This is a genomic window from Streptomyces sp. NPDC058335, assembly GCF_042723915.1.
Taxonomy (GTDB): Bacteria; Actinomycetota; Actinomycetes; order Streptomycetales; family Streptomycetaceae; genus Streptomyces.
Genome location: NZ_JBHXHX010000007.1, coordinates 293,185 through 315,263, shown reverse-complemented (window position 1 = coordinate 315,263; position 22,079 = coordinate 293,185). Strand labels below are relative to the sequence as shown.

The window sequence follows — 22,079 nt, the reverse complement described above, 5'->3', positions numbered from 1 at the left end:
GCTAGGCTCGACGCCATGTCTCGCATCGACGGCCGCACCCCCGAACAGCTCCGCCCCGTCACCATCGAACGCGGCTGGAGCAAGCACGCCGAAGGCTCCGTCCTCGTCTCCTTCGGCGACACCAAGGTCTTCTGCACCGCCTCCGTCACCGAAGGCGTCCCCCGCTGGCGCAAAGGCAGCGGCGAAGGCTGGGTCACCGCCGAATACTCCATGCTTCCCCGCGCCACCAACACCCGCGGCGACCGCGAATCCGTCCGCGGCAAGATCGGCGGCCGCACCCACGAGATCTCCCGCCTCATCGGTCGCTCCCTGCGCGCCGTCATCGACTACAAGGCCCTCGGCGAGAACACCATCGTCCTCGACTGCGACGTCCTCCAGGCCGACGGCGGCACCCGCACCGCCGCCATCACCGGGGCCTACGTCGCCCTCGCCGACGCCATCACCTGGGCCCAGGGCCGCAAACTGATCAAGGCCGGCCGCCAGCCCCTCACCGGCACCGTCTCCGCCGTCTCCGTCGGCATCGTCGGCGGCATCCCCCTCCTCGACCTCTGCTACGAGGAAGACGTCCGCGCCGAGACCGACATGAACGTCGTCTGCACCGGAGACGGCCGCTTCGTCGAGGTCCAGGGCACCGCCGAGGCCGAGCCGTTCGCCCGCGACGAACTCAACTCCCTGCTCGACCTGGCCGTTTCCGGCTGCACCGAATTGACCGTGCTCCAGCGCACGGCACTTGATACCGTCCTGCAAAAGTAAAGAGCACGCCAAAGAGGGCCGGACGCGCGGGCAACCCCGCCGTCCGTCCCGGCGTCTTGCGCAGTACGACGGCCCGCGCACGGCCGCACACGACGGGGGCCTCCCGGGGGGCCTGCACAAGGGGAGGAACATCACCATGTCCAAGGCCGCGAGCCGTCACCGAGGCCGCCGTATCACCATCGCCGCCGCCACCGCGGCCGTCGCACTCACCGTGGGACTCACCACCACCGGCTGCGACGCCGTGAACAAGGCACTCGACTGCGTCCAGACCGCCGACGCCATCGCCGACAGCGTCACCGACCTCCAGCAGGCCGTGGAGAACGCCGCCAACGACCCGACGCAGACCCAGGAGTCCCTCACCTCCATCGAGAAGAACCTCGACAAAATAGGTGACAAGTCGGATAACGCGGACGTCAACAAGGCGGTCGACGACCTCCGCGAGGCCGTCACCAACGTCCGCACCGCCGTCGACAACGGCGACAACACCCCCGACCTCAGCCCCGTCACCGACGCGGCCGGTGAACTGACCAAGGTCTGCACCCCGTAGAACCGCGCGCGGAAGTCGGGATACTGGGCCCATGACCCGCCTGATCCTCGCCACCCGCAACGCCGGAAAGATCACCGAACTCAGGTCGATCCTCGCCGACGCAGGCCTGCCCCACGACCTCGTCGGCGCGGACGCCTACCCCGACATCCCCGACGTCAGGGAAACCGGCGTCACCTTCGCCGAGAACGCCCTCCTCAAGGCCCACGCCCTCGCCCGAGCCACCGGCCACGCCGCCATCGCCGACGACTCCGGACTCTGCGTCGACGTCCTGGGCGGCGCTCCCGGCATCTTCTCGGCCCGCTGGGCCGGCAAACACGGCGACGACCGGGCCAACCTGGAACTCCTCCTCGCCCAGCTCGCCGACATCGCCGACGAACACCGAGGCGCCCACTTCGCCTGCGCGGCGGCCCTCGCCCTCCCCGACGGCACGGAACGCGTCGTCGAAGGCCGGCTGAAGGGCACCCTCCGCCACGCCCCGGCCGGCACGAACGGCTTCGGCTACGACCCGATCCTCCAGCCACACGGCGAGGCCCGCACCTGCGCGGAACTGACAGCGACGGAGAAGAACGCGATCAGCCACCGGGGCAAGGCGTTCCGGGGACTGGTGCCGGTGATTCGCGAGTTGTTGGGCTGAGGTGAGAAAGGAGGGGCCGCCCGAATGGACGGCCCCTCCGTATGCGTGCGGCCGGTGGGACTCGAACCCACACGGGTGTGAACCCACTGGGACCTAAACCCAGCATGACTGCCAAATTCCATCACGGCCGCTCAAGAACGGTCATCAACCTCGACCGGCGGCACTCAGTGTACGGGGATACCGGGTCACCCGGCGAGCGCGCCTCTGCCCTTCTGGCGGCACCACGTCTCCGTCGTGGAGTGGCAGTTGGGGCTGATGTACCGCAGGTTCTCCCGGCGGCTCTCCCGCCGGTTCCCGTTCACCTGGCCGGTCTTCACATGGGAGCGGCCCGCGGCGACCGGGGTCGACGCGGGCCGTAGGGAGGAGGGGGCTCAGATGCCCAGGTCCTTGATGATCTTGGCTACGTGGCCGGTGGCTCGGACGTTGTAGAGGGCGTGTTCCACCTTGCCCTGCTCGTCGATGATGATCGTGGAGCGGATGACGCCCATGTAGGTCTTGCCGTAGTTCTTCTTCTCGCCGAAGGCGCCGTACGCGTCGAGGGCCTTCTTGTCCGGGTCGGCGAGCAGGGTGACCTTGAGGGATTCCTTCTCGCGGAACTTGCCGAGCTTCTCGGGGGTGTCGGGGGAGATGCCGATGACGTCGTACCCGGCGCCGGCGAGGAGGTCGAGGTTGTCGGTGAAGTCGCAGGCCTGCTTCGTGCAGCCGGGGGTCAGGGCGGCCGGGTAGAAGTAGACGATGACCTTGCGGCCCTTGTGGTCCGACAGGGACACCTCGTGGCCGTCGGCGTCGGGGAGGGTGAAGGCGGGGGCCACGTCCCCGGGCTGGAGTCGCTCGCTCATCGGTCCAGCGTAACGGGGGGTCCTGACAGTGCGGGCGGGTGGGGAACTGACAGACTGTCCAGAACACGTAGGAAACGTCGGCTCACTTCGGAGGCCCCACCGTGGCGGACACGTCGGACACCAGAACCCCGGCGCAGATCGAGGCGGACATCAGGCGCCGCCGAGAGACGCTGGCTGAGACGCTCGACGAGATCGGGGTGCGGGTGCATCCGAAGACGATCGTCGGCGATGCGAAGGCGAAGGTCGCCGCCAATGTCGATCACACGCTCGGGAGGGCCTACGTGCAGGTCAACCGTGTGGTGAGCGATGTGAAGGCGCAGTTCGTGGACGAGGAGGGCGCGCCGCGTCTGGAGCGGGTGGTGCCGGTGGCCCTGGTGCTGGTCGGGGTCGTGGGGCTGCTGGCGTTCGGTACGCGTCGTCGCAAGGGCTGACCCGGAGGCGTTCCGGCCGGGCGGAGGCAGGTAGGTTCGTTGGCGTGAGCGGTAAGAGAAGCGAGCACAGCAGTCACGACGACAAGCTGCCGATCCGGATGCTGCACGACCGGGTTCTGGTGCGTCAGGACGCGAGTGAGGGTGAGCGGCGCTCCGGCGGCGGGATTCTGATCCCGGCGACGGCGGCCGTGGGCCGTCGGCTGGCGTGGGCGGAGGTCGTGGCGGTGGGTCAGAACGTGCGGACCGTGGAGCCGGGCGACCGGGTGCTGTACGACCCGGAGGACCGGGCCGAGGTGGAGGTGCGGGGGATCGCGTACGTGCTGATGCGCGAGCGTGATCTGCACGCGGTGGCCGCGGACCGGTTCGAGGGGTCGGAGGACTCGACGGGCCTGTACCTCTGATGCACCTCTGATTCGTAGGCTGAGAAGGGCTGGTGACCATGGTCACCAGCCCTTCGCCCGTTTTTTTGCTAGCTTGGAAGGAGCCCGACGAGACGCGCCGTACCGGGATGTACGCAGGCAAAGACGACGCACCGTTCTGTTGAGCGTTCGTGTCTCGGAGGTGCTGTCATGGCCTGGGTTCTGTTGATCGTCGCCGGTCTGCTGGAGGTGGGCTGGTCGATCGGGATGAAGTACACCGACGGGTTCACGCGTCTGGTGCCCAGCCTTTTCACCGGTGCGGGGATCGTCGCGAGCATGCTGTTGCTGTCGTACGCCGCGCGTTCGCTGCCGATCGGGACCGCTTATGGCGTGTGGGTGGGGATCGGCGCTGCGGGGGCGGCGGTGTTCGGCATGGTGGTGCTGGGGGAGCCGGCGACCGCCGCCCGGATCTTCTTCGTGTGTCTGCTGCTGGTCGCCGTGGTGGGGCTGAAGGCGACCTCGGGGCACTAGTCGGTCACTCGTCGACCGGCCTTCGGTTCGTGAGCTGGGGGAATGTGCCGCCGGGTGTGCCGGTGAGGCCGCCGTCCGAGGTGTCGCCGGTGGTTCCGCCGTCGGAGGTGTCGCCGGTGGTGCCTCCGTCGGTGGTGCCGCCCGTGGTGGGGGTGCCGCCGGTGGAGGTGTCTCCGGAGGTGCTGCCGGTGGTGCCGCCGGTGGTGGGGGTGCCGCCGGTCGTCGTGCCGCCGGTGGTGCCGGGCGTGGTGCCGCCGTCGGTCTGGCCCTGGTTCGTCCCGGGGGACTGGGTGTTCTGGCCGCCGGTGGTGTCGTCCTCGTCGTTCTCCTCGGTCGGCTCGTTCTGGGAGGGCCCGGAGGACGGGTACGCGGTCTCCTCGGAGCCTTCCTGGATCTGGAGGGCGAAGTCGGTGACGGGGGTGCCCTTGAGGGCGTCCTTGGTGAACTGGGCCCAGATCTGGGCGGGGGCGCCGCCGCCGTTGATGCGGGGCAGGCCCATCGCGCCGTAGAGCGACTTGTGGGCGGCGGTGACCGGGTCCTGGCCCATCACCGCGACGACGGTGGCGAGGTCGGGGGTGTAGCCGGCGAACCAGGCGGCGGTGTCCTCTTCGGCGGTGCCGGTCTTGCCCGCGGCGGGGCGGCCGGCGGCGAGTGCCGCGGTGGCGGTGCCGTTCTGGACGACGCTGCGCAGCACGGAGGTGGTGGTGTCGGCGGCTTCGCGGCTGATGACCTGGGAGGTCTTGCGGTCGGGGAGGTCGAAGACGTCGGTGCCGTTCTTGGTGACCTTGTCGATCATGGTGTAGGTGCCGTGCCGGCCGTGGTTGGCGAGCGTGGCGTAGGCCTCGGCCATGTCGAGGACGCTGGCGGTGGCCGTGCCGAGGGCGATCGACGGGTAGGGCTCGAGGTCGGGGGTGTTGCTGGGCAGGCCCAGTTCGATCGCGGTCTGCTTGACCTTCTCGGGGCCCACGTCGACGGCCATCTGCGCGTACACGGCGTTCACGGACTTGTCGGTGGCGCTGCGGACGCTGATGTCGCCGTAGTCGACGTTGTCCTCGTTCTCGGGGGCGTAGCGGCCGCCGCTCCAGCCCTGTACGGGGCGTTGGTCGGTGCCGTCGTAGATGGTGTTGGGGGTGATGCGGCGACGGTCCTGGGTCTCGGAGTCGTTCTCGACGGCCGAGGTGAAGACGAAGGGCTTGAAGGTGGAGCCGACCTGGAAGTCCCGGCGGGTGGCGTTGTTCGTGTACTGCTTGACGTAGTCGATGCCGCCGTACAGGGCGAGGACGTTGCCTGTCTTGGGCTCGACGGCGGCGCCGCCGGCGCGGACGTAGGTGTCGGCCTTGCGGTCCTTCTGGTCGAGCTTGTCCATCAGCTTGTCGTTGACGGCTTCGACGAAGGCGTCCTGCTTCTTCTTGTCCAGGGTGGTGGTGATGCGGTAGCCGCCGGCTTCGAGTTCGTCGGCGGTGGCGATCTTGTTGGTGCGGAGGTAGTCCTTGATGGCGTTGACGAGGTAGCCGCGCTGGCCGGACATGCCGGTGTCGGCGCCGGAGGTCTCCTTGGGGGCGGGGAACCTCAGTCCGGTGCGGTCGGCCTGGCTGAGCCAGCCCTTGCCGACCATGCCGTCGAGGACGTAGTTCCACCGGGCTTCGGCGGCCTTGCGGTTCTCGGGGTGGGCGATGACGTCGTACTCACTGGGCGCGTTGACCAGGGCGGCGAGGTAGGCGCCCTGGGCGGGGGTGAGTTCGGCGGCGTCGACGCCGTAGTAGGCCTTGGCGGCGGCCTGCATGCCGTAGGCGTTGCGGCCGAAGTAGCTGGTGTTGAGGTAGCCCTCGAGGATGTCGGCCTTGGAGATCTCGCGGTCCAGCTTGATGGCGATGAAGAACTCCTTCACCTTGCGGGTGACGGTCTGTTCCTGCGCGAGGTAGTAGTTCTTCACGTACTGCTGGGTGATCGTGGAGCCGGACTGCTTGCCCTTGCCGGTGGCGGTGTTCCAGCCGGCCCGGATCATCGCCTTGGGGTCGATGGCGGACTCGGTGTAGAAGTCGCGGTCCTCGGCGGCCAGGACGGCGTGCTGGGCGGCTTTGGAGATCTGGGAGAGGTCGACGTTCTCGCGGTTGACGGTGCCGTCGCGGGCGATCTCGGTGCCGTCGGCGTAGAGGTAGACGTTGCTCTGCTTGGTGGCGAGGGCGTTGGCGGGCGGGATCTTGACCATGGAGTAGCCGAGGAAGAACAGGCCGATGAGGAGGGCCGCGCCGAGGACGAGGGTGCCGAGGACCATGCGCCAGGTGGGGAAGATCCGACGCCAGCCGGTGCGCTTGGGCCGCTTGGGCTTGGCGCTGTCCGCGGGCCCGGCTGCGGGCACGTCCGCGAGGCCGGCGGCCTGGGGGGTGCCGACCGTCTGGGGAGCGCTCGGCGCCTCGGCTGCCGCGGGGGTGCGGGCGGCTCGGGGTGTGTGTGCCGCCTTGGGCGCGTGGGCCGTTTCGGCGGGGCGGGCCGCTTCGGGGATGCGGGCCATTTCGGCGGTACGTGCCGTGCCAGGCGTACGTGCCGTGTCAGGAGTACGCGCCGTTTCCGGCGTACGGGCCGGGTGAGGCGTACGGGCCGCTCCGGAGGGCCCGGAGGCCACCTCGGGTTTGCGTGTCGCCCTGGGTTCGCGTGCCGCCTCGGGCGTCCCCGTGGCCCTGGGTGTCCCGGCGGCCTCGGAGGTGCCGGCCGCTTCGGGTGCGCCGGCTGCCCGGCCCTCGGTCGGCTGCTTCGGCTGCGGCTCGTCGCTCATGTGTTGCTCGGACTCCTGTTTCGCGTCGTACGTTCCCGTACGTCTCGTACGCCTTCTGCGCCCCCTGTTGAAGACTCTCGCACCAAGCGTTCCGTTCCCGGCAATCGGCGCGTGTTGTGCCACACGTGCGGAAGGGGTGCCCGGAAAATCGCGTGGCACGCGAGGTCGCCCGCCCACTAGGCTCCTGCGCTTCGCCGCCGTGGCGGGAGCGGCGCGGGATCGCCGCGGGTGAGGAGGGCTGGTGCCGTGGGTTCGGTGCGCTTGTACGCGGCCGTGGCGGCGGGGAGTTTCAGAAGGTACGCGACCTATCGAGCGGCGACGGCGGCGGGGGTGTTCACCAACACGGTTTTCGGCCTGATCCTCGTCTACACATATCTGGCGTTGTGGGACGAACGGCCGCAGCTGGGCGGCTACGACCAGGCGCAGGCCGTGACGTATGTGTGGCTGGGGCAGGCGTTGTTCGCCACCCTCGCGCTGCAAGGCGGCGGTTTCGAGGCCGAGTTGATGGAGCGGATCCGCACGGGTGCGGTGGTGGTCGATCTGTACCGTCCCGCCGATCTGCAAGTGTGGTGGTTCGCGGCCGACTTCGGGCGTTCGCTGTTCCAGTTGCTGGGGCGGGGGGTGATTCCGTTCGCTTTCGGGACGCTGGTCTTTCCGTCGGCGCTGCCCGCCGATCCCTTGTTGTGGTTGCGGTTTCTTCTCGCGTTGCTGCTGGCGATGGTGGTGAGTTTCGGTATCCGGTTTCTGGTGGCGTTGAGCGGTTTCTGGCTGCTGGACGGGACGGGCGCGCTCCAGATGCTGATGGTGACGGGGATGTTCTGTACGGGTATGGCGCTGCCGCTGAACGCGTTTCCGGAGCCGTTGGGCGGGATCGTGCGGGCGTTGCCGTGGTCGGCGATGCTCCAGATGCCGGCGGACCTGCTGATGGGGGAGGCCGGGGCGCTGGAGACGTACGCCTTCCAGGCGGGGTGGGCGGTGGTGCTGCTGGTGCTGGGGCGGATGGTGCAGGCGGCGGCGACGCGGCGGGTGGTGGTGCAGGGTGGGTGAGGCCGGCCGGGTGCGGGAGCGGCTGCTGGAGGGGTGGCGGGCGTACCGGCTGATCGCCGGGATGTGGATCCGTTCGACGATGGCCTACCGGTTGTCGTTCGCGATGACGCTGGTGAGCGGGCTGCTGGTGACGGGTCTGGACTTTGTCGCGATCTTGCTGATGTTCTCGCGGGTCGATGCGCTCGGCGGCTATTCGCTGCCGGAGGTGGCCTTCCTGTACGGCCTGTCCGCGACCTCGTTCGGGATCGCGGACCTGGTGATCGGTTCGGCGGGCCGGCTGGGCTCACGGGTGCGGGACGGCACGCTCGACACGCTGCTGGTGCGGCCGGCGCCGGTGCTGGCGCAGGTGGCGGCGGACCGGTTCGCGTTGCGCCGGATCTCCCGGATCACGCAGGGGGCGCTCGTGCTGGGGTACGCGCTGGCGGCGACGGACGTCGACTGGACGGTGGTCAAGGTGCTGCTGGTGCCGGTGACGCTGGTAAGCGGCGCGGTGATCTTCGGTGCGGTGCTGGTGGCGGGGGCGGCGTTCCAGTTCGTGGCGCAGGACGCGGCGGAGGTGCAGAGCGCGTTCACGTACGGCGGTCAGACGCTGCTCCAGTACCCGCCGACGGTGTTCGGGAAGGAGCTGGTGCGTGCGGTGACGTTCGTGTTCCCGCTGGCCTTCGTCAACTGGGTGCCGGCGGCGTATGTGCTGGGCCGGCCGTATCCGCTGGACCTGCCGGGCTGGGCGGCGTACGCCCCGCCGCTGGTGGCGGTGGCCTGTTGTGTGCTGGCCGGGCTGGCCTGGCGGGCCGGGCTGAGGTCGTATCGGAGCACGGGAAGTTAGCTGAGCACGGGAAGTCAGCGGATTGTGGAAAGTCAGCGGAGTGCGGAAGTCGGCGGGGGAGTCGTGGTGGACGCGTTCATCGAACTCGACGGGGTCGAGAAGGTCTTCGACGTGCGTCGGCGTACCGGGTTTCTCCGGCGGGAGCGGCGGCAGGTGCGGGCGGTGGACGGGCTGTCGTTCACCGTGGCGCGCGGTGAGATCGTCGGTTACATCGGGCCGAACGGTGCCGGGAAGTCGACGACGATCAAGATGCTGACGGGCATCCTCACCCCGAGCGGCGGCCGGCTGCGGGTGGCGGGCATCGACCCCGCCCGTGAGCGGACCCGTCTGGCGCATCGCATCGGGGTGGTGTTCGGGCAGCGGACGACCTTGTGGTGGGACCTCCCGCTGATCGATTCCTACCGGCTCGCGCACCGCATGTACCGCATCCCGGACGCCCGTTACCGCGAGAACCTCGACCGGCTCGTCGAACTCCTCGACCTGGGAAGCCTGTTGGACGTGCCGGTGCGGCAGCTGTCGCTCGGCCAGCGGATGCGCGGCGACATCGCGGCGGCGCTGCTGCACGACCCCGAGGTCCTCTACCTCGACGAGCCGACGATCGGTCTCGACGTCGTCTCCAAGGCCCGGGTGCGGGAGTTCCTGGGCGAGCTGAACACCGAGCGCGGCACGACGGTCCTGCTCACCACCCACGACCTCCAGGACATCGAGCGGCTCTGTTCCCGCGTGATGGTCATCGACCACGGCCGCATGATGTACGACGGCCCGCTCGCGGGACTGCACGAGGCGGGGGAGAGCGAACGGACCCTGGTCGTGGACCTGGCACGGGAACTCCCGCCCATCGACGCGGGCCCGGCGGCTCGGGTCGTACGGGTGGAGGGGCCGCGTCAGTGGCTGGCCTTCCCGGCGTCGCAGTCGGCGGCTCCGCTGGTGGCGCGGATCGCGGCGGAGTATCCGCTGGTGGACCTGTCGGTGCGGGAGCCGGACATCGAGGCGGTGATCGGCCGTATGTACGCGGACAAGGAGACCGTAGTGCCGGGCGCGGGGAACTCGTAGGCTGCTGTTCATGACCGACGACGCAGTCCCGGACCTCCGCGCCTCCGATGCCGACCGTGAGCGTGTCGCCGAGGTCCTGCGGGACGCCCTGGCCGAGGGCCGGCTCGACATGGCGGAGTTCGAGGAGCGGCTGGACGCGACGTACCGGGCGCGGACGTACGGCGAGCTGACGCCGATCACCCGTGACCTGCCCGCCGCGGGGGTCGCTCCGCCGCCCGCCGTGTCCCTGCACAAGTCCGCGGCGCGGGGCGACGGGGACGGGGACGGGGCGTGGGCCGGGCGGATCGTGGGCGGCGAGGGGTCGTCCACGTGGGCCGTGGCCGTCATGTCCGGCTTCCAGCGCAAGGGGCACTGGACGGTGCCCCGGCGGTTCACCAGCTTCGCCTTCTGGGGCGGCGGGGAGATCGATCTGCGCGAGGCGGACTTCGCGGCCGGGGAGGTCGTGATCAACTGCATCGCCGTCATGGGCGGGATGAACGTCGTGGTGCCGCCCGGGGTCGAGGTCGTGGTGCGGGGGATCGGGGTCATGGGTGGCTTCGACCACAGGGAGCAGGGGGTGCCGGCCCCGGCGGGCGCTCCGCGGGTGGTGATCACCGGGTTCGCCTTCTGGGGCGGGGTGGGGGTGGACCGCAAGCGGCGGCGGGAACGCGGGGGGTTGTCCCGGGGGCGGGACAGGCACCGTCACCTGGGGCACTGAGGGAGTCGGTGCCGGGGGTGGTGGGCCGCGTGGCCGCCCCCGGAGGGGGGCCCAGCGACCGTCCCCCGTGCAGACGGCGGCAGGTGTCCGCCGGCCGGGCGGGCTCGGGCGTTACAGCTCCGCCCGCCCCGCCCCCCTCAGCTGGCTCCACCTGATCAGTTGCGCCATCTTCCGGTAGCCCCTGTCGCTGGGGTGGAGGTGGTCGCCGGAGTCGTACTCCGACTTGAGGCGGCGGGGGTCGTACGGGTCGTGCATCGCCCGGTCGACGTCCACGACCGTGTCGTAGACCGACCCGGACCGGATCGCCGAGTTGATCTGCCGCCGTACGTCCTCGCGGGCGTCGGTGTAGCCGCGGTGGCCGCGGAAGGGGAGCAGGGTGGTGCCGACGGCCTTGATGCCGTGGGCGTGGGCGCGGCGGACCAGGTCGCGCAGGCCGTCGAGGACGGCGTCGGGGTCGGCGGTGTTCCGGCTGCGGAGGATGTCGTTGACGCCGAGGTCGATGACGACGACCTTGACGTTCGGTCGGCCGAGGACGTCCCGGTCGAAGCGGTTCGGCCCGCTGGGGTTGCCGGCGGGTCGGCCCAGGCCGTCGGTGAGGACGCGGTTGCCGCTGATGCCGGCGTTGACGACGCCGTAGCGCGGGGCGTCGTCGTCGCCGTCGGAGAGGGCTGCACGGAGCCGGTCGGCGAGGACGTCGGGCCAGCGGCGGTTGGCGCCGGGGGTGGAGGTGGCGCCGTCGGTGATGGAGTCGCCGAAGGCGACGACGGTGCCGTCGGCCTCCTCGCTGAGGACGTCCAGCGCGGTGAGGTAGCGCCAGTACGTGCTCTGCCCGGTGTACGGCGCTCCCGTCACGTCGGCGGTGTGCTCGCCGTCGGCGACGTAGCTGGTCTGCTGGGCGCGGTGGTGGAAGGTGACCGGACCTGCGGAGGTCGGCGTGTAGAGGCTGACCAGGATGTCGGTGTCGCGGGGGACGGCGAGCGGGACGGCGTCGCTGACGGCCTGTTCGCCCGCCGGGACGCTGATCGTGGGGCGGCCGCCGAAGGTGAGCCGGCGCAGGGTGTCCGGGTCGGCGGCGGGGCTGTCGTCGGCCGCCGCGACGGCAAGGGTGACGGCGGTGACGGTCAGCGGGCTGGTGCCGTAGAGGTTGGACAGCGTGATGCGGGCACTCGTCCCTCCGACGCTGGTGTGGACGACGTTGCGCACCGTGCGTCCCGCCGTGCCGTCGGGCTCGGTGAGCGGTTCGCCGCCGACGGGGGCGGCGGCCCAGCTGCCGACCCAGACGCCGGTGGAGGCGGCCGCGGCGGAGTGGGAGCCGGTGCGGGAGGAGGCGAGGGTGTCCTGGCCGCGGCGCCCGCCGTCCCCGGCGTCGACACCGATGTATATGGCGGCCGAGAGGCCCACGATCACGGCGAGGACCGCGGACAGGAGGACGTGGTGACGGGTGTCGCGGTGGCCGCTTCGGCGGGCGTGGGGCACCCCAGGCCCCCCGCCGTCATGCCTGGTCATGCGGGTGTGTGTCTCCTCGGACGAGGGAGCGGCGAGGCTCCGACGGAACATTCAGGAGATCACCGTTGAACTCCCCCACCTGACAGACGCCGGGAACTCCTGTTTCGTTCCAGGAGTCGGACAGGTGGGGACAATGGTCGCGTGCGGGTCACGGGGGACCGGGAACGGGTGGAGAGCGGATGGAACGTACGGGAACGGAAGACAGGGCGACGCCCGCGGCGCGCGCCATGAACGTCTTCAGCGCGGCCGACGAGGAGCGCCGGCGCGGGGTGCGGCGCATGAAGCTCACCGCGACCGGGCTGCTGGTCTTCGTGGCGGTGGTGTACGTCCTCGCCGAGTGGGCCTCCCACCGGGGCGCCGGGGCCTGGGCGGGGTATGTGGCGGCGGCCGCCGAGGCGGGCATGGTGGGCGCGCTCGCGGACTGGTTCGCCGTGACCGCGCTGTTCCGCCATCCGCTGGGCCTGCCCATCCCGCACACGGCGATCATCCCGACCAAGAAGGACCAGCTGGGCGTCTCCCTGGGCGAGTTCGTCGGCGAGAACTTCCTGTCCGGTGATGTCGTACGGCAGCGGCTGCGCGCCGTCGGCATCGGCAGCCGGCTGGGCGCCTGGCTGGCGGAGCCGGAGCACGCGGACCGGGTCACGGAGGAGCTGGCGACGGCGCTGCGGGGGGCGCTGACCGTGCTGCGGGACTCCGATGTGCAGGCGGTGGTCGGGGAGGCGATCACACGACGGGCGGACGCCCAGGAGATCGCGCCGGGGATGGGCAAGATGCTGGAGAGGATCGTCGCGGACGGCGGTCACCGGCGGGCCGTCGACCTGGTGGTGGCGCGGGCGCACGACTGGCTGGTGCTGCACGCCGATTCGGTGATGGACGCGGTGGAGGGCGGCGCGCCCGGCTGGACGCCCCGGTTCGTCGACAAGCGGATCGGCGAGCGGGTCTACAAGGAGCTGCTGCGGTTCTGCGCGGAGATGCGGGACATGCCGTCCCACCCGGCCCGTGGTGCCCTGGACCGCTTCCTGCGGGACTTCGCCTCCGACCTTCAGTCCGACACCGAGACCCGCGCGCGGGTGGAGCGTCTCAAGGGCGAGGTCCTGGGCCGCGGCGAGGTGCAGGATCTGATCGCGTCCGCCTGGACGGCCGTACGGTCCATGATCGTGTCGGCGGCCGAGGACGAGCGCAGTGAGCTGCGGATGCGGGTGCGGTCGGCGCTGCTGTCGCTCGGGTCCCGGATGGCCACCGAGCCGAAGGTCCAGGGGAAGGTGGACCGGTGGGTGGAGGGCGCCGCGGTGCACGTGGTCTCGACGTACCGCAAGGAGATCACTCTGCTGATCACCGACACGGTGGCGGGCTGGGACGCCGAGCACACCACGCGCAAGATCGAGGCGAACATCGGCCGTGACCTGCAGTTCATCCGTATCAACGGCACGGTGGTCGGGTCGCTGGCGGGCCTGTTGATCTACACGGTGGCGCGGGGGCTGGGGGCGTAGCCGCTTTTCCTCGGGGAAGTCGATGGTGGTTCCGCTCGACGTGGAGGGAGCCCATGACCACCGCCGCACAGGCCGAACCCGGCCGAACCATCACCACGGACATCCCCGCCCGCCTGGACCGTCTCCCCTGGTCACGCTGGCACTGGACGATCGTCATCGGCCTGGGCACCGTGTGGATCCTCGACGGCCTCGAGGTCACGGTCGTCGGCAACATCGCCGGGCGGCTGTCGGAGCCCGGCAGCGGCCTGCCCATCACCTCCGGACAGGTCACCGGCATCGCCGCCGCGCTGTACGTGGCGGGTGCCTGCATCGGTGCGCTGTTCTGGGGCCGGCTGACCGACCGCTGGGGCCGTAAAAAACTGTTCATGATCACCCTGGCGGTCTATCTCGCGGCGACCGCCCTGACCGCGATCTCCTTCGACACCTGGTGGTTCCTGCTCTTCCGCTTCCTCACCGGCTTCGGCATCGGCGGCGAGTACGCGGCGATCAACTCGGCGATCGACGAGCTGATCCCGGCGGAGTACCGGGGCCGCGTCGACCTGATGATCAACGGCAGTTTCTGGCTGGGCGCGGTCGGCGGTTCGCTGCTGTCGATCGTCGCGCTGAACACGGACCTCTTCGCGGCGAACGTGGGCTGGCGGCTGACGTTCGCACTCGGCGCCGTCCTCGCCCTGGTCATCCTCCTCGTACGGCGCCATGTTCCGGAGAGTCCGCGCTGGCTGCTGATCCACGGCCGGGAGCGGGAGGCGGAGGAGATCGTCTCCTCCATCGAAGGGCAGATCGAGGCCGAGCGGGGCGCCCCGCTGCCGGCGGCCGAGGGCGAACTCACCATCCACCAGCGCCCCAGCGTGTCCTTCGCCGAGATCGGCCGCACCGTCTTCTCGAAGTACCGCCGCCGCGCCGTCCTCGGTTTCTCCCTCTTCATCGGGCAGGCCTTCCTCTACAACGCGATCACCTTCGGTTTCGGCGCGATCCTCACCACCTTCTTCGACGTGCCGACCGGCCACACCGGCTACTACTTCGCCGTGATCGCCCTCGGCAACTTCTGCGGCCCGCTGCTGCTCGGCAAGCTGTTCGACACGGTCGGCCGCCGGGTCATGATCTCGTCGACGTACCTGCTCTCCGGCCTGCTGCTGTTCGGCACGGCCTGGCTGTTCGACCGCGGCTCGCTGAGCGCGACCACGATGACGGCCTGCTGGTGCGCGGTGCTGTTCTTCGCCTCCGCGGGCGCCTCCAGCGCCTACCTCACGGTCTCCGAGATCTTCCCGATGGAGACCCGTGCCATGTCCATCGCCTTCTTCTACGCCCTCGGCACCGCCGCGGGCGGTATCAGCGGCCCCCTGCTGTTCGCCGACCTCACCGGCACGGGCAGGGTCGGCGACACGGTCCTCGCGTTCCAGATCGGCGCGGCACTGATGTGCGCGGCGGGCCTGGTCGCCGCGTTCCTCGCGGTACGGGCCGAGCGACGCTCCCTGGAGGACATCGCGAGGCCCCTGACGGCGGCTGCGACGAAGGCCCGTACGGCGGTGGGTGCCGGGGCGGCGACCGGGAAGTCCGGGGAGCCGGGGGGTCCGAAGGGGCCGCAGCCTCCGCAGCCCCCGGGGCCGAAGACGGCTACGGCGTGAGCCGGCCGTCGTCACGCGGGCGGGGCAGGGGCGGGGCAGGGGCTACTCGCTGTGGGCCCCGCCTCCGGTCCGGCGCTGTTCCTGACCCCGCCCCCGCCGCCGTAGGAGCAGCAGGCCGCCGGCGAGGGCGGTGATGCCGGTGGCGGCGGTCCAGGCGGCGAGGTCACTGGAGCCGGTGGACGCGAGGTCACCGCTCTTGCCGCCGGCGGGAGTGGGGGCGGTGCCGCCGGGGGCCGATCCGGGCGGGGTGTTCGCGGCTGGGGCGGACGGGTCCGCCGAGCCGGTGACGGACGGGGACGCGGATGCCGAACCCGCACCCGAGGCCTTCCCCCCGCCCACTCCCGTGCCGGCCGCCCTGTCCCGCGTGAACGCCAGCGTGCCGAAGCCGAGTTGGTCGTAGCCGCCGCTGTTGGGGCCGTAGTCCCCGCCGCCGCCCTCGGGGGCGGCCTTGGCGGCGATGCGGGTGAGGTAGGGCGCGGACAGGCCCCGCCGCCTGGTGTAGTGGTTGGCGATCATCGCCCAGACGGGGCGGGTCATGGTCGGGTCGACGGGTGCCGCGTCGGCGGCGGTCTCGGTGCCGGACCAGCCGCCGACCGCGCCCTTCTCGCGGGTGTTGGCCGTGTAGGTCACGTCACCGCCGAGGCTCCACTTGGCGACGTACTGGGCGCCCTTGAGGAAACGGCTGTCGTCGTAGCCGTACAGGTCGATGCCCTGGTTCCAGGCCATCTCGCACACCGTGCCCATGAGGCCGACGCCCAGCAGGGCGTGGCCCTGGTCGCGGCCGGCCTCCAGCCACTCGGCGAGCCCGTCCTCGCCGACGACGGGGATGGCGTTGCGGACGGAGCCGAGCCCGGCACCGTTCTCGAAGTACTCGACGACGCGCCCGACTCTCGCCTCGTCGTCGCAGAAGATGCCCGTGGCCAGGACGCACGCCATCGCGGTCAGATCCCAGTTGGTCCAGTAGTTGGTGACGACCGCGTTGTTGTGGTTCTCCAGGAAGCTCTCACTGAGCGGGGCGAAGACGGTGGTGAGCATGGTGCGGAACCGGTCGAGTTCGAAGTCGTCGCGGTCGCGGACGAGTTCGGCGGCGTTGGCGATCTGGTAGCCGTACAGTCCGGCGGCGAGGAACCGGTCGGCGGATCCTTCGAGCGAAGTCAGCCTGCCGGACCAGGAGTTGAGGATCGCGACGGCGGTGTCGGCGTGGGCGGTGTCGCCGTCGACGTGGTAGCGGAGGGCGTTCTGGTAGGCCGCGTGGACGTCGTTGTAGAGGATCGCGTAGTTCTGCGGGCTGCCCGCGCCCCGGTACACGGTGGCCTGCGGATTGGCCGTCCAGCCGCTCTGCGCGTGCCGGTTGGCGGCCAGCTTGGCGAACCCGGCGGCGTAGGGGGCGGCGCCGGCCTTCACCTTGGCCGCCATACGGTCCAGGTCGGCGCCGGTGTGCAGGAGGCCGGGGTGGGCGTAGCCGGAGCCCCGCGCGCTGCCCGCGGCCTGTGCACCGCCCGCGGTCTGCGCCCTGCCCGTGGCCTGTGCGATCCCGGTGCTGAGGGTGACCGCACCGGCCGTCGCGCCCGTGGCCTTGAGCAGGCTCCGGCGGCTGATCTGTCGACGTCGAGTCTCGTGCATGCCCCGGAGACGGGCGGGGGCCGGGCCGATAACGAAAAGTGCGCGGTCCGGCCCTGGCCCACGCCTCCACGCCGCTACGCGCCTGTCGTCGACCCCGGCCGGACGATCATCAGGACGGTGACGGTCGCCCACAGCAGGTTGAAGACGCCGGTGAACATGGCGAGTTGGACGGTCGCCGCGCGGGTCGCCTCACGGGTCGCCGTGCCCGCGGTGCCTCCGCCGCCGCCCTCGGTGCCCTCTGCCCGCTCGGTGCCCGAGGTGCCTTCCGCGAGGATCTCCTGCCGGGGCAGGACCAGCACGACGAGGACGAGCGCGGCCAGGACGGTCAGCACGATGGACACGATCAGCCAGGCGTCGCCGAGCACGCCCATCGCGCCCGCCGTGAAGAACCCGAAGACGGGGACGGAGATGCCGACGGCGGCGTACACCCGGCAGATCCGGTGCAGCAGCTGTACGGTCTCGGCGGCGCGGGCGTCGTCCGGCGCGGCCAGGGCCCGGCGCGCGGCGGGCGGGAACATGCTCGCGGCGACGGTGACGGGACCGATCGCGACGATCGCGGCGAGGACGTGGACGGCGAGGAGGAACTTGGTCACGGGCCGACGGTAGGCGTCGGGCCGATCTCGCAGAAGTGGCGGGAGTGCCATGGGGCGACGGATTCTCGCCAAGAGGGCCGTGGCAGGTGGGGCTGGGCATACTCCCGTTGCCCTCCTCGTGGCCGGGGTTGGCGATTTCTCGTCGTATGCCTAGGCTCTCGCCATGCACACCGTCGCCGTCCTGGCCCTGGACGGGGTCATCCCCTTCGACCTGTCCGCCCCGATCGACGCCTTCGGCTGGGCCCGGCTGCCCGACGGCCGGGAGGCGTACCGGGTGCGGGTCTGCTCGCCGTACCCGTCGGGCGAGGTGAGCGCGGGGGCGTTCACGGTCCGGGCGCCGTACGGCCTGGAGGCCCTCGCGGAGGCGGACACCATCATCCTGCCCGGCGTCCGGGAACCGCCGGAGCGGCTGCCGGACGGCGTCACCGAGGCACTGCGCGCGGCGGCGGAGAACGGCACGCGTATCGCGTCGATCTGCGTCGGGGCGTTCCTGTTCGCCGCGACCGGCCTGCTGGACGGCCTGCGCGCGACGACCCACTGGATCGCCGCCCGCGACCTGGCGGAGCGCTACCCGCGGATCACCGTCGACGCGAACGTCCTCTACGTCGACAACGGGCAGTTCCTGACCTCGGCGGGCGCCGCCGCGGCTCTCGACATGTGCCTGCACATGATCCGCGGGGACCACGGCTCGGCCGTCGCCGCGCAGGCGGCCCGCATGTCGGTCATGCCCCTCGAACGCGAGGGCGGGCAGGCCCAGTTCATCGTCCACGACCTGCCGCCCGCCCCGTCCGGGGCCACGCTGGAACCCGTCCTGCGCTGGATGGAGGAGCACTGCGACCGCGACCTCACCCTGGACGAGATCGCGGCCCACGCGGGCATGAGCACCCGCACCCTCAACCGCCGCTTCCGTGAACAGGCCGGCACGACGCCGCTGCAATGGCTGCACCGGGCGCGGGTGCGGCGGGCGCAGTACCTGCTGGAGACGACCGCGCACCCGGTCGAACGCATCGCGGCCCAGACGGGCTTCGGCTCCCCGACGGCGTTTCGTGAACGGTTTCGCAGGGTGGTCGGGACCAGCCCGCAGGGGTATCGGCGGGCGTTCCGGTCGGGGGCGGCGGTGTCGGGCTGACGGGGCCCTGACCTGGGCGGTCGGCTCAGGCCCGGCGGTCCGCCACGGCCCAGGAGGCCAGCGCGACGGCGCCCGCGACTCCGAGGACCGACGGCCAGGCGCCCACCTTCTTGGCCAGCGGGTGGGACCCGGCGAACGCGGCGACGTACGCGACCGTCAGCGCGCCCGCGGCCCTGCCGCCCGCCCGCTGCCGCCACTGCTGCGCGGCCGCGGCCCCCGCCACGGCGAGTACGGCCCCGCCGAGCGGCCGCTTCTTCGTCCACCGGGCCACGCCGTACCCGCCGACGAGGCCACCCGCGGCGATCACCGAACTGGGAATTTGTACCTTCGCCATCACTGCTCCTCGAGATCGCGTCGCCCCGAAGCCGGTCGCCCAGAGGCTAACGCGCCGACCAGGCATCCTGGCCAACCTGAGTCGAGGGTTGTCAAGTTTCCTCCTCCGAGCTATATAAGAAGGCGTAGGGCATCGCACCGAAGAGTCTGAGGAGAGGAGTGGACTGTGATGCTCATGCGTACCGACCCGTTCCGCGAATTCGACCGACTCGCGCAGCAGGTCTTCGGCACCGGCACCGCCGACCGCCCCGCCGCCATGCCGATGGACGCCTACCGGTCCGGGGACGACTTCCTCGTCCACTTCGACCTTCCCGGCATCGACCCCGAGACGATCGAGCTGGATGTCGAACGCAACGTCCTCAACGTCCGCGCCGAGCGCCGTACCCCCGCCCCCGAGGGCGCGGAGCTGATCGTCGCCGAGCGCCCGACGGGCACCTTCACCCGCCAGCTCTTCCTCGGCGACACCCTGGACGTGGACCGGATCGACGCCTCGTACGAGGCAGGCGTCCTCACCCTGCGCATCCCCGTGGCCGAGCAGGCCAAGCCACGCCGCATCCAGATCACGGGCGGCGACGGGGGCCGCAGGCAGATCAGCGGCTGACGCCACGCGTCCCGTGGCCCCGGGGGCCGGCCCCGGGGCCACGGGACGCGCCCATCCCTGCCGAACCGCACCACACGACACCGCACCGGACTCGGAGGAGGAGCCCGAACGATGACGAAGACCGCGCAGACGCCGAGGACGGTGATTCCGGCCCCGCAGCGGCCCGTACGCGCAACGGCGATGCAAGACGACGGCGGCCGCAGGGACCGAGGCCGGGACTGGAGTGAACTGGTCGCCGCTGTGCGGGAGTCGGGCCAGTACTCGACCACCGCCGAGGCCGAACGCGTCACCCGTGTCGTCCTCTCCGCGCTGGGCGGGCATGTCACCGGCGACGAGCGCGTGGCCCTGGCCCGCGCGCTCCCGAGGGAGGCGGCGAGAGTGATCGCGTCCCAGATCCCGGCGACCCGGCCGCAGTCGGCGCAGGAGTTCGTCGACACGGTGGCGACCCGGATCGAGGGCGCCACCCCGGCCACGGCCCGCTGGGACGTCAGCTCGGTCCTCAGCGCCCTGCCGAGCCTGATCGGCGACGACCTGACCGACCGGGTCCTGGACCGACTCCCGCCGGGCTACGCCCTGTTGTTCGGCCGTGCGGAACTGGCGTCCCGCACGTCCTGACCCGCCCGCCCACTTTCCATCCCCCGCCTGCCGCCGCCGTACGGCAAATCCGCTGGCGGCGGCAGCGGGGCGGGGGAGACGCTGTGGTCACCCGCCGAGCGACCAGGACAGGCAGGCCCCGGAGTTGACCGCGTACCTCACCACCCCCGACGACACCCGCCTCGCCTACCGCGACCACACCCCGGCGCACCCGGACCCGACGGCACGCCCCGTCGTCCTCCTCCACGGCCTCGCGGGCCACCTCGGCGAATGGGACGACCTGACCGCCCGCCTCCTGGCCGACGGCCACCGCGTGGTGCGCTACGACGCCCGCGGCCACGGCGACAGCACGCGCACCCCGGCCGACATGACGAGGCGTGCGGCGGTACGGGACGCCGTAAGCCTCCTGACACACCTGTCCCTCCCCCCGGCGGTCCTCCTCGGCCAGTCCCTGGGCGGCCTGACGGCGCTGCTGACCGCGGCGGCGCACCCCTCGCGGGTGGCGTCCCTGGTCCTGGTGGAGGCGGGCCCGGCGGGCCGTACACCGGAGCTGCCCGCGCAGATCGCGCACTGGCTGGACAACTGGCCGGCCCCCTTCCCCTCCCGCGCCGAGGCGACGGCGTTCCTGGGCCACGACACGTGGGCCGACGGCCTGGACTGGCGACCGGACGGCGGCCACGCGCGAGTGGACCGGGACACGATGATCGCGGCGGTGGAGGCACTGTCCACGGACGGCTACTGGGAACAGTGGTCCCAGGTCGCCTGCCCCACTCTGGTGATCCGGGCCGAGCGAGGCCTGCTGCGGCAGGAGGAAGCGGAGCGGATGCGGGCCCGCCGCCCGGCGGACACCGTCCTCACGACGGTCCCGGACGCCGGCCACGACGTCCACCTGGACAACCCCGACGCCCTGTACGAGGCGACGCGCACCCACATACGGCCCCCCGACCCCGAGCCGGCCGAACACGCGCGGTACGCCGAGTACGTCCGCGCCCTCGACGAGGTCCCGCCCGCCGAGGAACCGGCCCTGATCCGCCGCATCCTCACCGACCCGGACCGCCAGATGGCCGGCGCGGCGGTGATCCACCACATGGACCGGCGCGGCGAGGCCCTGCACGGCTCCCCGGCCGCCACCTGGCAGAAATGGGCGGCCGGAGTGAGAGAGGCCCTGGGCCCGACCCCGCCCCCCTTCCTCCTCACCCGCCTGGAGGAGTGGACGCACATCCACACCCTGACCACGTCGTCCGACACCTGGGACCCGGCGCACCTGTCCACGGGCTCGGACTGGCTCCAACGCCGACTCACGAAGACCCCGGGGGTCCCGGCCGCGGTACTGGCGCACTTGGCCGAACACGGGCGTACTCGGAGGGTGCGGGCGGCGGCGGGGAGGGGGTTGCAGGGCTGAGTCTCGTGGCGTCGGCGTCGGGGCAACACCGCCCTCCCCGAGGAGTCACCTGCTCCAGTGATCCAGGGCTTTCGAAATCAGTGCTCTCGCCGCGTCCCCGTAAGAGGCCGCGCCGCTGATGGCTTCGAAGGCTTTGGCATAGAGGGCGATTTCGGACGGATCGGTGATGTCCACACGCCGGGAGACGCGTTCGTAGTCGGCACGGCGTCTCTCGTCCGTCTCGAAGATGCTGAACGCCGGCTTGGGTACGACTCCCACCTCGGCGGTGGCGGAAAGGATTCCGAGGTTGAGTGAAGGAAGGCCGATGTCACGAAGGAGCCGTTCCATCTGTCACGCATGACCGACGACCCGCCGATGTTCGTGTACAGCCCCTGCTCGCCAAGGACGACGTCGTACCGGTGCTCCCCGTCGTAGAGCACCTGCTGCCGCTCCATGCGCTTGGCCACTCCGGTCGGCACATCATCCGGAACCCCGAGGAACTCGACGACCTGCCGCAAGATCACGGTGGCGTACGCCTCGGTCTGAAGCGTGCCCCAGATCACGGTGGGGACGAACGCCTTGCCATAGCGGGTCTGCTGGTACCAGCGGATCACCTCGTCCTGGATCTCTTCCGTTCCGGTGGCCAGCCGCTGCTGCCAGGGGGTCGCGTGGGTCATTTTCTCTCCCTCTCTCGTCAACGGGGACAGGCTCCCG

General features: G+C 71.3%; 22 protein-coding genes, 1 tRNA gene, 1 pseudogene and 1 riboswitch. Of the genes and pseudogenes, 16 read left to right on the top strand and 8 right to left on the bottom strand.

Features of this window, described 5'->3' with window-relative positions; translation table 11 throughout:
• The first annotated feature begins 15 nt into the window (after window positions 1-15).
• The 3 genes from rph to rdgB all read left to right on the top strand — a co-directional run bounded on the left by rph (window position 16) and on the right by rdgB (window position 1,934).
• Window positions 16-753, top strand: a complete 738-nt coding sequence (gene rph, locus ACFWJX_RS16275) for a ribonuclease PH (RefSeq protein ID WP_383242709.1) — start codon at window positions 16-18, stop codon at window positions 751-753.
• A 136-nt stretch (window positions 754-889) separates the two neighbouring features.
• Complete coding sequence (locus tag ACFWJX_RS16270) at window positions 890-1,300, top strand: hypothetical protein (protein ID WP_383242706.1); 411 nt, start codon at window positions 890-892, stop codon at window positions 1,298-1,300.
• A 31-nt stretch (window positions 1,301-1,331) separates the two neighbouring features.
• Window positions 1,332-1,934 carry an RdgB/HAM1 family non-canonical purine NTP pyrophosphatase gene (gene rdgB / locus ACFWJX_RS16265; RefSeq protein WP_383242703.1) on the top strand — a complete coding sequence of 201 codons (603 nt, stop codon included), beginning with the start codon at window positions 1,332-1,334 and terminating at the stop codon, window positions 1,932-1,934.
• A 46-nt stretch (window positions 1,935-1,980) separates the two neighbouring features.
• On the opposite strand, the gene ACFWJX_RS16260 is transcribed toward rdgB, so the two are convergent.
• A tRNA-Leu gene (locus ACFWJX_RS16260) sits at window positions 1,981-2,065 on the bottom strand.
• A 240-nt stretch (window positions 2,066-2,305) separates the two neighbouring features.
• Window positions 2,306-2,773, bottom strand: a complete 468-nt coding sequence (gene bcp, locus ACFWJX_RS16255) for a thioredoxin-dependent thiol peroxidase (protein ID WP_383242700.1) — start codon at window positions 2,771-2,773, stop codon at window positions 2,306-2,308.
• A gap of 101 nt (window positions 2,774-2,874) precedes the next feature.
• On the opposite strand from bcp, the gene ACFWJX_RS16250 reads away from it, so the two are divergent.
• The 3 genes from ACFWJX_RS16250 to ACFWJX_RS16240 all read left to right on the top strand — a co-directional run bounded on the left by ACFWJX_RS16250 (window position 2,875) and on the right by ACFWJX_RS16240 (window position 4,094).
• The gene (locus ACFWJX_RS16250; protein WP_383242697.1) at window positions 2,875-3,204 is read left to right on the top strand and encodes a DUF3618 domain-containing protein; all 330 of its coding nucleotides are present in this window, start codon (window positions 2,875-2,877) and stop codon (window positions 3,202-3,204) included.
• A gap of 44 nt (window positions 3,205-3,248) precedes the next feature.
• Window positions 3,249-3,605, top strand: coding sequence for a GroES family chaperonin (locus ACFWJX_RS16245; protein WP_383242694.1), 357 nt, complete (start codon window positions 3,249-3,251; stop codon window positions 3,603-3,605).
• A 57-nt stretch (window positions 3,606-3,662) separates the two neighbouring features.
• Window positions 3,663-3,738: riboswitch (guanidine-III (ykkC-III) riboswitch) on the top strand.
• Window positions 3,739-3,773: 35 nt separating this feature from the next.
• On the top strand, window positions 3,774-4,094 hold the full coding sequence (locus ACFWJX_RS16240; protein WP_086770363.1) for a multidrug efflux SMR transporter: 321 nt from the start codon (window positions 3,774-3,776) through the stop codon (window positions 4,092-4,094).
• 4 nt (window positions 4,095-4,098) lie between these two features.
• On the opposite strand, the gene ACFWJX_RS16235 is transcribed toward ACFWJX_RS16240, so the two are convergent.
• A complete protein-coding gene (locus tag ACFWJX_RS16235; protein WP_383242690.1) occupies window positions 4,099-6,867 on the bottom strand; it encodes a transglycosylase domain-containing protein in 2,769 nt (922 codons plus the stop codon).
• A 246-nt stretch (window positions 6,868-7,113) separates the two neighbouring features.
• Here ACFWJX_RS16235 and ACFWJX_RS16230 point away from each other — a divergent pair, with 246 nt between their 5' ends.
• From ACFWJX_RS16230 to ACFWJX_RS16215, 4 genes are all read left to right on the top strand, one after another.
• Window positions 7,114-7,914, top strand: coding sequence for an ABC transporter permease (locus ACFWJX_RS16230; protein ID WP_383242687.1), 801 nt, complete (start codon window positions 7,114-7,116; stop codon window positions 7,912-7,914).
• Between the two features lie 61 nt (window positions 7,915-7,975).
• Window positions 7,976-8,740: an ABC transporter permease gene (locus ACFWJX_RS16225; protein ID WP_383242981.1), complete on the top strand. Its 765-nt coding sequence runs from the start codon at window positions 7,976-7,978 to the stop codon at window positions 8,738-8,740.
• Between the two features lie 63 nt (window positions 8,741-8,803).
• Entirely contained in the window at window positions 8,804-9,793 is a 990-nt protein-coding gene (locus tag ACFWJX_RS16220) for an ATP-binding cassette domain-containing protein (RefSeq protein WP_383242684.1), read from the top strand.
• A 10-nt stretch (window positions 9,794-9,803) separates the two neighbouring features.
• The gene (locus ACFWJX_RS16215; RefSeq protein ID WP_383242681.1) at window positions 9,804-10,490 is read left to right on the top strand and encodes a DUF1707 domain-containing protein; all 687 of its coding nucleotides are present in this window, start codon (window positions 9,804-9,806) and stop codon (window positions 10,488-10,490) included.
• Window positions 10,491-10,601: 111 nt separating this feature from the next.
• Here ACFWJX_RS16215 and ACFWJX_RS16210 read toward each other — a convergent pair whose 3' ends face one another.
• The gene (locus ACFWJX_RS16210; RefSeq protein ID WP_383242678.1) at window positions 10,602-11,996 is read right to left on the bottom strand and encodes an SGNH/GDSL hydrolase family protein; all 1,395 of its coding nucleotides are present in this window, start codon (window positions 11,994-11,996) and stop codon (window positions 10,602-10,604) included.
• A gap of 179 nt (window positions 11,997-12,175) precedes the next feature.
• Between ACFWJX_RS16210 and ACFWJX_RS16205 the strand changes: the two genes are divergently transcribed.
• Entirely contained in the window at window positions 12,176-13,486 is a 1,311-nt protein-coding gene (locus tag ACFWJX_RS16205; RefSeq protein ID WP_383242676.1) for a DUF445 domain-containing protein, read from the top strand.
• 53 nt (window positions 13,487-13,539) lie between these two features.
• Entirely contained in the window at window positions 13,540-15,111 is a 1,572-nt protein-coding gene (locus ACFWJX_RS16200; protein ID WP_383242673.1) for an MFS transporter, read from the top strand.
• A gap of 42 nt (window positions 15,112-15,153) precedes the next feature.
• Here ACFWJX_RS16200 and ACFWJX_RS16195 read toward each other — a convergent pair whose 3' ends face one another.
• Window positions 15,154-16,734: an alginate lyase family protein gene (locus tag ACFWJX_RS16195; RefSeq protein WP_383242670.1), complete on the bottom strand. Its 1,581-nt coding sequence runs from the start codon at window positions 16,732-16,734 to the stop codon at window positions 15,154-15,156.
• A 74-nt stretch (window positions 16,735-16,808) separates the two neighbouring features.
• Window positions 16,809-17,327 (bottom strand): hypothetical protein, encoded by a 519-nt coding sequence (locus ACFWJX_RS16190; protein ID WP_383242667.1) that lies wholly within the window; start codon window positions 17,325-17,327, stop codon window positions 16,809-16,811.
• A 163-nt stretch (window positions 17,328-17,490) separates the two neighbouring features.
• Here ACFWJX_RS16190 and ACFWJX_RS16185 point away from each other — a divergent pair, with 163 nt between their 5' ends.
• Window positions 17,491-18,456 carry a GlxA family transcriptional regulator gene (locus tag ACFWJX_RS16185; protein ID WP_383242665.1) on the top strand — a complete coding sequence of 322 codons (966 nt, stop codon included), beginning with the start codon at window positions 17,491-17,493 and terminating at the stop codon, window positions 18,454-18,456.
• A 25-nt stretch (window positions 18,457-18,481) separates the two neighbouring features.
• Here the strand turns inward: ACFWJX_RS16185 and ACFWJX_RS16180 are convergent, their stop codons facing one another.
• Window positions 18,482-18,790, bottom strand: a complete 309-nt coding sequence (locus tag ACFWJX_RS16180; RefSeq protein ID WP_383242662.1) for a hypothetical protein — start codon at window positions 18,788-18,790, stop codon at window positions 18,482-18,484.
• Window positions 18,791-18,958: 168 nt separating this feature from the next.
• Here ACFWJX_RS16180 and ACFWJX_RS16175 point away from each other — a divergent pair, with 168 nt between their 5' ends.
• From ACFWJX_RS16175 to ACFWJX_RS16165, 3 genes are all read left to right on the top strand, one after another.
• The gene (locus tag ACFWJX_RS16175; RefSeq protein ID WP_383242659.1) at window positions 18,959-19,390 is read left to right on the top strand and encodes an Hsp20/alpha crystallin family protein; all 432 of its coding nucleotides are present in this window, start codon (window positions 18,959-18,961) and stop codon (window positions 19,388-19,390) included.
• A gap of 111 nt (window positions 19,391-19,501) precedes the next feature.
• Window positions 19,502-20,005: a DUF2267 domain-containing protein gene (locus tag ACFWJX_RS16170; protein WP_383242657.1), complete on the top strand. Its 504-nt coding sequence runs from the start codon at window positions 19,502-19,504 to the stop codon at window positions 20,003-20,005.
• A gap of 124 nt (window positions 20,006-20,129) precedes the next feature.
• On the top strand, window positions 20,130-21,386 hold the full coding sequence (locus ACFWJX_RS16165) for an alpha/beta fold hydrolase (RefSeq protein WP_383242654.1): 1,257 nt from the start codon (window positions 20,130-20,132) through the stop codon (window positions 21,384-21,386).
• Window positions 21,387-21,431: 45 nt separating this feature from the next.
• Here ACFWJX_RS16165 and ACFWJX_RS16160 read toward each other — a convergent pair.
• A pseudogene (locus ACFWJX_RS16160) lies at window positions 21,432-22,042 on the bottom strand (Scr1 family TA system antitoxin-like transcriptional regulator).
• Between the last annotated feature and the right edge of the window lie 37 nt (window positions 22,043-22,079).